Consider the following 8,343-nt stretch of genomic DNA (forward strand, 5'->3'; position numbering starts at 1 on the left):
CGAAGCAGGAACCACCCGGAGGGCCGCATCAGCAGCCCAAAAGGAACCCTCGGCCTTCAGGCCGAGGAGGAGGTCAGTTCCAGCTCTTGGGGTTGCACTATCCCGAGGACAGTCCATATATGGAGTCGTATAAAGCGCAACTCCAGACATGGACCCTAGCCATGAAGGCTGCCGAGGCCCGAAAGCCCACTGCAGAGACTCGTCGGGAGCTATCAGCACCCGGCCTCCGGACATTCTTCCGGATCGCGGAGGAGTGGGGCCTGTCGATCGACCAGCAAATGACCCTCCTCGGCCTGACGGCGCGCTCGACGTTCTTCAAGTGGAAGAAGGCGGCGCCCGACAGTCTCTCGCCGGACACGCTGGAGCGGATCTCGTACATTCTCGGCATCTACAAGGCGCTGCAGATCCTGTTGCCTGGGCGAGAAGCGGCTAAGGGCTGGATCCGACGGCCCAATGCCGCGTCTCCTTTCGCCGGAAAGGCAGCCCTGGACGTGATGCTGTCAGGGCACGTCGCGGACCTCTTCCGGGTCCGCCAGTACCTGGACGCGGAGCGGGGCGGCTGGTCGTGACCCCGGCCGAGCGCCGCGTTCGATGGCGGCCGAGCTTCCGCATCATCCCCAGCCGGTTTCCGCCAATCGGGCTGTTCGAGACGGTCGCCGATCCAGACGACCTAGAGGCGGTTTACGAGCTCGAGGCCATGACCAATCCACGTGTCCGAGACGAAGTCGGCGAGCTCTCGCTCGTCCCGAGCTCGGACCGCATCTCCGGCGCGGGCAGTTCCGTCGTCATGGCGGCGTTCACCCATCTGAATCCGAATGGAAGCCGCTTCAGCGACGGTAGCTACGGTGTCTACTATGCCGCGAAAGACCTGGAGACTGCAGTCGCCGAGACCCGCCACCATCGCGAGGCATTCATGCGGGCGACGGCCGAGGCACCGATCGAGCTCGAGATGCGGGTCTATCTGGCCGACCTCGACGGTACGCTGCACGATATCCGGCGACAAGGTGGGCGACTATCCGCGGTCTACGATACGGCCGACTATTCCGCGGGGCGGGCCCTCGGCCGGGAGCTCCGCGAGAGAGGTTCCGACGGGATCGTGTACGACAGCGTCCGCCGGCGAGGTGGCACGTGCGCGGCGGTGTTTCGCCCCCGCCTCCTCTCCAATGTGCGTCAGGAGCGTCACCTGGCCTATGTCTGGGACGGAGAGCGCATATCGGCGATCTATGAGCGACGGGAGATGTAGGCCACCCAGTTGCGGCCGGGACATCGAACGGTTAGCTTTGCTTCAACATGGCCGGCACCTCTGCGCCCTTGGCAAAGCCCCTGCCCTGATCAGGCGAGGGCGCGGCGCACGTGCCGGTCTTCTTTTTCGCCCGCCGGCTGGTCCTTCCAGACCAGCGAGAACCGCCTGGCGATGAGACGAGCGAGGTCCTGCAATGCGGGAAAGCAAACCGGCGCGGGCCCATCTCGACGGAAGAACAGACCTCAAGCCCCTCACGCCCAACCAAACGACGGTGCAGGCGATGCAGGAGGCCCGGTCGGGCCAGCTGGTATCGGTCGGCTCGCTGGATGCGCTCATGCGCGATCTGACGTCGGCCGGCCGCCGTCGTTAGTTTCGACCCGGACAACAGCAGCGGACAGAACCGGCCATCGAACCGGACTCGGAGGACGAGTCCATCCGCATAGAAACGTTCGCAACTTGTTGATATCCTGTCTGAAGTAGGACAGCAGCGCCGGCGCTTTAACCGGACATTGAGGCGGACGTGGACGATCGCGGAGAAAGCTTGGGCCTGCTCGAGCCGCTCATCATCGGGGGCAGCTCGAAATGGCGTGCCGAGCTCGGCGACCTGGCCGTCGAGCTCGCCGCCAAGTCATCGGGATTGCGGCGCAGCCTGCCGGCAGGAGTCGTCGCGGCCCTGGCCGACCTCGTGCGCGCGATGAACTGCTACTACAGCAACCTGATCGAAGGGCACGTCACGCATCCGGTCGACATCGACCGAGCCCTGAGAGGGGACTACAGCGCGGATCCGGAAAAGCGGAACCTGCAGCTGGAGGCCAAGGCACACATCGCAGTCCAAGAGTGGATCGACCGCGGTGGCGTCGACGGACGCACATTGACCGTCGACGCCCTCCGAGAGATCCACCGGCGGTTTTATGCATCGCTTCCCGGCGATCTATGCTGGGTGACGGACCCGGTGACGAAGGAGCGCTTTCCCGTGACCCCGGGGGCGTTGCGCACGCGTGACGTTCAAGTCGGCCGGCACGTCGCCGTCAGTCCCGGCGCCGTGCCGCGCTTTCTGGGCCGTCTCGAGACCGCCTACAGCAAGCTTGGGAAGACGGACGCCATCCTTGCGTCCGCGACCGGACACCATCGGCTGCTTTGGATCCACCCGTTCTTGGACGGCAACGGTCGCGTTGCCCGATTGATGTCGCACGCGGTGCTCCGCGAGACGCTCGACACCGGGTCGATCTGGTCCGTTGCTCGCGGCCTCGCACGCGACGTTAAGGCCTACAAGTCGCATCTCGCCGCGTGCGATCAGACCCGCCGCAACGATCTCGACGGCCGCGGCCATCTCAGCGAGGAAGCTCTCGCCGAGTTTTCCGCCTATTTTCTGATAACCTGCCTCGACCAGGTGGGCTTCATGGAGAGGTTGATGCAGCCGGACCGGCTGCGGGATCGCATCTTCGTCTGGACCGAGGAGGAGGTCCGCGGAGGCAGGCTCGCGCCGCGATCGGAAGCCGTGATCGAGGCGGTCCTCTTCCGCGGTGAGGTGCCTCGAGGCGACGTCGCACGGCTCCTCAACACCGGGGAGCGGCAGGCCCGCCGCGTGACTTCGGCTCTGCTCGAGCGAAACGTCCTGGCCTCGGACACGTCGCGGGCGCCTCTCCGGCTGGCTTTCCCGGCCGCGCTTGCGGCACGCTGGATGCCGGGTCTCTTTCCCGATCAAGGGTCGCAGCCGGAGCAGACCGTCGACACGGAAGAAAGCTTTTTCCCGCCTCCTGCGGACCGCGACAACGAAAATCTGGAACCTGGCTGGTAGCGTCCTGCCCCGCGGAGGACGCGGTCAGAAGCGCGCGTCGAGATACTCCCGGACACTCCCGAACCGGCGCTCGCGGATCTGCCAGGCGGCGAAGTCCGCCCGGAAGGCCAGTGACAGAACCGCGACGGCACCGCCGAAAAAGCCGACGCACATGACAAGCTCGAAGGCCGAGTCCGCCGGTATCAGCCAGAGGAAGCCGCCGAGAAAGAACAAGATTGACGCCGTCAGCAAGATCCGCGCTTCGACCAGCCATTTTCGGCGCTTGTGGTCGAGCTCAGCGGGTCCGAGACCACGTTCGGTCGCGGCCGCGATGAACCTGGCCCTCCCGCCATCGGGGTAGTGACCCTCCAACTCTGAGGACGAATAGTCCGGCAGGGACAGCTGGATCCTGCTCGCCGCGGACCGGATCACGTCGGCCCCGTTGCGAACGTACCCGCCGTCACTTGACCCGGTGAGCCGGGTCAAGGCGTAACCGCCCACTCTTGCGAAAAAGCTTCTCTGCATTCTTCTACAATAGCTGAGCGCTTTCGGTCCGAGAAGCCATCTCAGGCGCTTTCCAGCCCAGCCACCTCCCTGTACCGTCGCCCTGGGCCGCGTGTGAATGCGACAGCCCAACGGCGAGAAGCCTGTGACCTTCGAGGGAGACCAACATGCCACGGCGAATTCGCATCCTGGTGGGACTGGCGATCGCAGCTGATCTCTTCCTCGTGGTCGTTCTTGTGCAGGTCGCCCCTTGGGACCTCTATGCAGTCGCTCATGCCGATTCCCTCGGGTCGAGACAGACCGACTTCGATCCCCAGCAGTTGCACCGGCAAGCCGCGATCTTCGCGGCTGTGGACCGCCATGTGCAGCTCTACGGCCCTCTCGACCAAACCCGAGCGATCCATATCACTCAGATCCGAAAGGCTGCGTTCAAAACGCTGTCGAGCCACTCGGATGCCCGATCGCCCTTTCTCAGGAGCTACACGACCTATCGGGCTCAATTTGCCTCCGTGAGGCTTTCCGGGGACCGTCTGGACGCGCTTCGGCTTCTTTACGAGGCATCAAGCGGCGCCTTCGACATCGCGGCGCGGCGGCTATCGGAGATCAGTTCCACGGTGGAAGAGATCGAGACCTAGCGGCCGGGTTTGCGCTGGCCGACCACCAAACAGTGATCCATCACACCGGGGGCTGGAGGCCAGGACTAGGACTGCTTGCGCGCTATCGCCAGCGATGCGCGTTCCCCAAAGCGCCTTTCGGCCAGCTTCCAGGCCGTATTCTCCGTCCGAGCGCGCACATAACCCAGGCGCTCCTTCCCCACGGATGCTGCCGATACACCGCCCACTTCGGTGCCTGCATTCTTTCTCCCCCTCGGCGTCCCGTCGTCGACGGTGCCTTTCTATCCCTATGCTACGGAGTGTTCCGGCCGCGGATCCGGCCGAGCTTCGCCAGCTGGTTGTTGGCATCCACAAATACCGATGTCGTCCAGTGGTTGGCGCGACCACCGCGGCTCGGCCGTCCGAAGAGTCCCGGGTGACTGCGCACAAGCAGGTCTTTCAGCGCGACAAGCGTGGCCCGGTCGATTTCCACAGACACCAGATGCCCGGGAAACCGCTGCACGTGGCGGGTGCATGCTTCGTCGCGGGGGCGACCACAGCGCCGCCGCTCGATCTCCCACGCATAGGCAATCCACTCGTCGAGCGACCAATCGGTGCGGTTCCAGGGCGCTGCCATGCGGCGGTTCCTTTGTTCTGTATTGCGGCGCTCGGAGGCCCCATCCTCGTCGGTGAACCGAGCGAGAGCTTTAGCCCGACGCGGAACCTACGAACGAGCGATTACCCATCCACCCGCCGCTCTATTCCATTCAAGGAGTCCGGCCTTCCGGGCCCGTTGCAGCAACCGATCAGCGCCGCGATAGGCTTGATTGCGATCGTCCGGCACTCCTAGACAGACGAGGAGTTCCTGCAGCCGCATCGAAGAGGCCGCCTTACCATTTCGGATCTCCGCGAAAAACCCATCCATCGCGCTGCGTTGCACTTCCTCCGAAATCTCGTAGCCTGCGACACTCAGCGGTCTGTATTTCACCGGCGCCTCCTTGCCTCAAGGCGCTGAAGAGCTTCAGCCGCCACTCTCCGTGCATCGTTGTGACCGTCGGCGATCGCTTGCAGCGCTCGCTGGAGCTCCTCGTCGTGGTTTACTGGCGTGGAGGGGAGCTTTCGCGAACGAGGCCGGTAGTTGGCGGGAGGCAGCACCGGCCCAGCATCGTACTGCGCAGCGTAGCTTCCGTCCGTCTGAAGAATCCACCTCAGACAGATTGGAAAGCTTGGCTCGGATATGCGCTCCCACTCGTCGGCCGCGCAACATGGCTCGAAGCTCCGCGGCCCACCCTCCGGTGCGCTCTCCCTGCCGATCTTGGTTCCGTCTCGAGCGTAGAGCACAAGATCCAGAAGCACTTCGCCGTCGAAACGATCGACGGATCGCACCCGCGCTATGCGCGCGTGATTCCCGATGTAGGCGACCCAATCGCGGGGGGCGAACGGGAGAGGCGTCAGATCACCCGTCACCAGTCTCCTCCGTCGTTCGATATGCCTGAGATCTTCTCCACGATGTAGTCCGGGTCGACCCCGCCGCTGGCCGTCTTAACCCTTCCCCCGTCCGCTCCACATCGCATCACGCAAAGGTCTCCGGAGGCAGAGAAGAGCCAAAGACTGCCAGGCCATCGTCTCGCGAGACGCTTCAACGATGAGATCGCGCGGCGCTCTTCGTCGGTCAGGGGGGTGTGCTCAACCACGCTCTTCGCCTCCGGTCCCAACTCGCTCGTTCGCCGGCGGCTGCTCACGCCCCGAGCGACCAGGGAACTCAGGCGTCGGGCCGGCAGGCAGGGTATCCTCGAACCGCTTGTGCTGCTCACCGACGAGAGTGATGTGGCCGACGTTCTCACAATCCCGCATCGCGAGCCGCAGCGCGATGTTGTTCCCCGGACCGAGCTGGTTCATCAACCAGCCAACGCAGTAGGCTTCATCGCCAACATCGTGCTCGTGGCAAGCCATCACCCGGAGCGCCCCTCCGAGATTGAGTGCCCCAGGACGAGCGATCGTGCCCGCCAGGGCTGCGTGTTTGGTCTCGCAGTAGCCGTTCGGAATCGTCCGGGGATCCGTTGAGACCTTCCACGGGCATTTCGCGCACTGCCGAACCCGCTTCAGCCTCCAAGGCATCCCGCACCTCCAGCGTCGCCGCCGTCTTCCCAGTCGGTCGGCACAGTGCAGTTGCCTGCAAGCCCGTAACCGAACGTCCACTCGCGGCGCCAGCCTCCGCGGGGGCCGACACTGATGAGAGACACGCGATCGGTCGCCTCAAGCACGATCGACCACACACGCCCGACATCGCCACGTGATGCGCCGGCGAATGTGCGCTTGGCCTCAGAGAGAGCACCGCGAAGCGTTGGAAGCGGCCGCTGCCCCCGCATCTTAGTGACGAAGTCGGCGTCATCGAAGGCCGCGCGGCGAATGGAACCGGCTGGCGGCATAACATAGGGCATGTCGACCACTCCCACTCGAAGGCGATTTAGTTGCCGCGCGGCGCCGCCGGGCAACATCCGCGCACGATCTTCAAACCCGCTCGGAATCTTTGCATTTCCTTTTTCGCACGTTTCGCGTCCGCAAGGCTCTCGAAGCTGCAGGAGCGCAGCTCGGCGGCAACCGGCGATGCGAACCCGAGCAATCCGGCACCTGTCATTTCACAGGTGCAGAGAGGGGCTCCATTCAGCGTCAGATGCGCTGGAATAGGCTTCATGTCTGGCTCCTCCGAATTGCATTTCTTACATATGTAAGATAAAGAAACCTATCGAAGGTGGCAACAGGCAATTTTGGAGAGCGGGCCCACGTATGAAGTATGGCTACATCCTGGCCGGGCCTGGCCGGCCGGAGGTTGCAGAACAACGCAAGGTCCTGGGGATCCTCGGTGTCGACACGAACGACGAGGAAGCGTTCCGGCTCGACAAAATCAAAAGAGGCGCGCCGCGGCCACGCTCGCAGCTGGTCGGTCGGAACGAGATCCTCGACAAGGCGCAGCCCGGAGATGCCGTCGTGGTAAGCGCAGCCTATTGCCTTGGGGTGTCTGCCAACGACGCGGCTTGGTTTCTGCAGGAATTGAGCAACCGAACCGTGCGCGTGGTCGTCGGCGGGGACCTGGCACTCGTCGAGCCTGGCGACGATGTCACGTTCCTATTGCAGGCGGTGCGGACACGGCAGAACGTCACTCATGCCCGAGCCTCGGAGGCAAGACGTCAGAAGGCCGTCCGAAACCCGGACAAGTGCTCGGACGCAAAGTAGAGGATGAGCGATGATCGTCGACCTCGAACGGGCACTAGGATGCACGGTCGGCCAGGTCCCGCAACCCTCCGGGCCTTCCTTGATCGGGTGCGACGGCCGGCGATCGTGAGTGCTCCTGGGCGATCCGGTGAAGTGAACTCGACCCGCTCTGACTCTCAGTTCGCGTGAGGGCCCCTGCGTCCGGGAGCCGCTCGCCTTCGGTTTGCACGACAACGCCTTGTCCAAGCAGCACCCACTCCAGCGAGTAGGAGCCTTCGTGCTGAAACCTGTCGCCGGCACATCCCGATATCCTGACGTCGGCGAGCAGTCGGCCATAGCAGTCTTGGGCGACCGGGTTGACCCTTATTGACCGGCCCCGAAGCGCGTCGATAAGGGCTTGGCGCGCCCGAATACCGGGCGACGGGTGCTTCGTGCTTCCGAGAAGGCGCTCCCAGTGGCGAGCGCCGCTACGGGGCATTTCTGGCGCAGATACCGATCGGATTCGCAGGCGACAGAGCTTCGGCTGCCGAAGCGACAAGGTATCTCCGTCGATCACCGACACCCCGTCCGGGGCGACCTCGAATGGGGCGACAGGATGGCGACGCGGGTCCAGTGGCCGACGGCCACGCCTAGAGCGTGTCATTTGGTATTTGAATCGACGAAGGGATTCCCTTGAGGGGTTGGATCTGATTCAAGCTGCCTGCTGGGTGGAGGCCGGCATGCATGACCAAACCCTATTCCAATGATCTTCGCCGACGGGTGGTGGCGGCGGTGCGTGCGGGCGAGCCGGTCCGCTCGGTTGCCAAGCGCTTCGATGTAGCGGTGTCTTCGGTGGTGAAGTGGCACCAGCGCTACCGAACGACCGGCTCGGTTGCCCCGTCGCGCAATGTCGCGCGCCGCCCGTTCATCCTGGAAGCCCACCGGGATCTCATCCTCCAGGCGATCGCAACCACTCCGCATCTGAGCGTGCGCAGGCTGCAGGCGCTGTTGGCCGATCATGGCGTGACGGTCTC

Annotated in this window: 12 protein-coding genes; 7 read left to right on the forward strand and 5 right to left on the reverse strand. The window is 64.2% G+C overall.

Features of this window, described 5'->3' with window-relative positions:
- Nucleotides 1–161: 161 nt before the first annotated feature.
- From HNS03_RS25345 to HNS03_RS25360, 4 genes are all read left to right on the forward strand, one after another.
- Nucleotides 162–569 carry an antitoxin Xre-like helix-turn-helix domain-containing protein gene (locus HNS03_RS25345; RefSeq protein ID WP_367198824.1) on the forward strand — a complete coding sequence of 136 codons (408 nt, stop codon included), beginning with the start codon at nucleotides 162–164 and terminating at the stop codon, nucleotides 567–569.
- Nucleotides 566–1,243 carry an RES family NAD+ phosphorylase gene (locus HNS03_RS25350; RefSeq protein WP_367198825.1) on the forward strand — a complete coding sequence of 226 codons (678 nt, stop codon included), beginning with the start codon at nucleotides 566–568 and terminating at the stop codon, nucleotides 1,241–1,243. Before HNS03_RS25345 ends, HNS03_RS25350 begins: the two co-directional genes overlap by 4 nt.
- Before the next feature lie 193 nt (nucleotides 1,244–1,436).
- Nucleotides 1,437–1,613 (forward strand): hypothetical protein, encoded by a 177-nt coding sequence (locus tag HNS03_RS25355; protein WP_367198826.1) that lies wholly within the window; start codon nucleotides 1,437–1,439, stop codon nucleotides 1,611–1,613.
- 150 nt (nucleotides 1,614–1,763) lie between these two features.
- Nucleotides 1,764–3,041, forward strand: coding sequence for a Fic family protein (locus HNS03_RS25360; protein ID WP_367198827.1), 1,278 nt, complete (start codon nucleotides 1,764–1,766; stop codon nucleotides 3,039–3,041).
- 24 nt (nucleotides 3,042–3,065) lie between these two features.
- Here the strand turns inward: HNS03_RS25360 and HNS03_RS25365 are convergent, their stop codons facing one another.
- Nucleotides 3,066–3,506, reverse strand: coding sequence for a hypothetical protein (locus HNS03_RS25365; RefSeq protein WP_367198828.1), 441 nt, complete (start codon nucleotides 3,504–3,506; stop codon nucleotides 3,066–3,068).
- A 185-nt stretch (nucleotides 3,507–3,691) separates the two neighbouring features.
- Between HNS03_RS25365 and HNS03_RS25370 the strand changes: the two genes are divergently transcribed.
- Entirely contained in the window at nucleotides 3,692–4,159 is a 468-nt protein-coding gene (locus HNS03_RS25370; protein WP_367198829.1) for a hypothetical protein, read from the forward strand.
- Between the two features lie 271 nt (nucleotides 4,160–4,430).
- Here the strand turns inward: HNS03_RS25370 and HNS03_RS25375 are convergent, their stop codons facing one another.
- The 4 genes from HNS03_RS25375 to HNS03_RS25390 all read right to left on the reverse strand — a co-directional run bounded on the left by HNS03_RS25375 (nucleotide 4,431) and on the right by HNS03_RS25390 (nucleotide 6,558).
- Nucleotides 4,431–4,754, reverse strand: a complete 324-nt coding sequence (locus HNS03_RS25375) for a hypothetical protein (RefSeq protein ID WP_367198830.1) — start codon at nucleotides 4,752–4,754, stop codon at nucleotides 4,431–4,433.
- A gap of 87 nt (nucleotides 4,755–4,841) precedes the next feature.
- Nucleotides 4,842–5,105 (reverse strand): hypothetical protein, encoded by a 264-nt coding sequence (locus tag HNS03_RS25380; protein ID WP_367198831.1) that lies wholly within the window; start codon nucleotides 5,103–5,105, stop codon nucleotides 4,842–4,844.
- 698 nt (nucleotides 5,106–5,803) lie between these two features.
- On the reverse strand, nucleotides 5,804–6,235 hold the full coding sequence (locus HNS03_RS25385; protein ID WP_367198832.1) for a DUF6283 family protein: 432 nt from the start codon (nucleotides 6,233–6,235) through the stop codon (nucleotides 5,804–5,806).
- Nucleotides 6,220–6,558: a hypothetical protein gene (locus HNS03_RS25390; RefSeq protein ID WP_367198833.1), complete on the reverse strand. Its 339-nt coding sequence runs from the start codon at nucleotides 6,556–6,558 to the stop codon at nucleotides 6,220–6,222. The genes HNS03_RS25385 and HNS03_RS25390 overlap by 16 nt, the downstream gene beginning before the upstream one ends.
- A 346-nt stretch (nucleotides 6,559–6,904) precedes the next feature.
- Between HNS03_RS25390 and HNS03_RS25395 the strand changes: the two genes are divergently transcribed.
- Together HNS03_RS25395 and HNS03_RS25400 are read left to right on the forward strand one after the other, a co-directional pair.
- Nucleotides 6,905–7,351, forward strand: a complete 447-nt coding sequence (locus tag HNS03_RS25395) for a hypothetical protein (RefSeq protein ID WP_367198834.1) — start codon at nucleotides 6,905–6,907, stop codon at nucleotides 7,349–7,351.
- A gap of 702 nt (nucleotides 7,352–8,053) precedes the next feature.
- Nucleotides 8,054–8,343: helix-turn-helix domain-containing protein (locus HNS03_RS25400; protein WP_367198835.1), on the forward strand; the 290-nt coding region annotated here is incomplete at its 3' end.

The sequence above is a fragment of the Amorphus sp. 3PC139-8 genome, from assembly GCF_040750475.1.
Taxonomy (GTDB): domain Bacteria; phylum Pseudomonadota; class Alphaproteobacteria; order Rhizobiales; family Amorphaceae; genus Amorphus.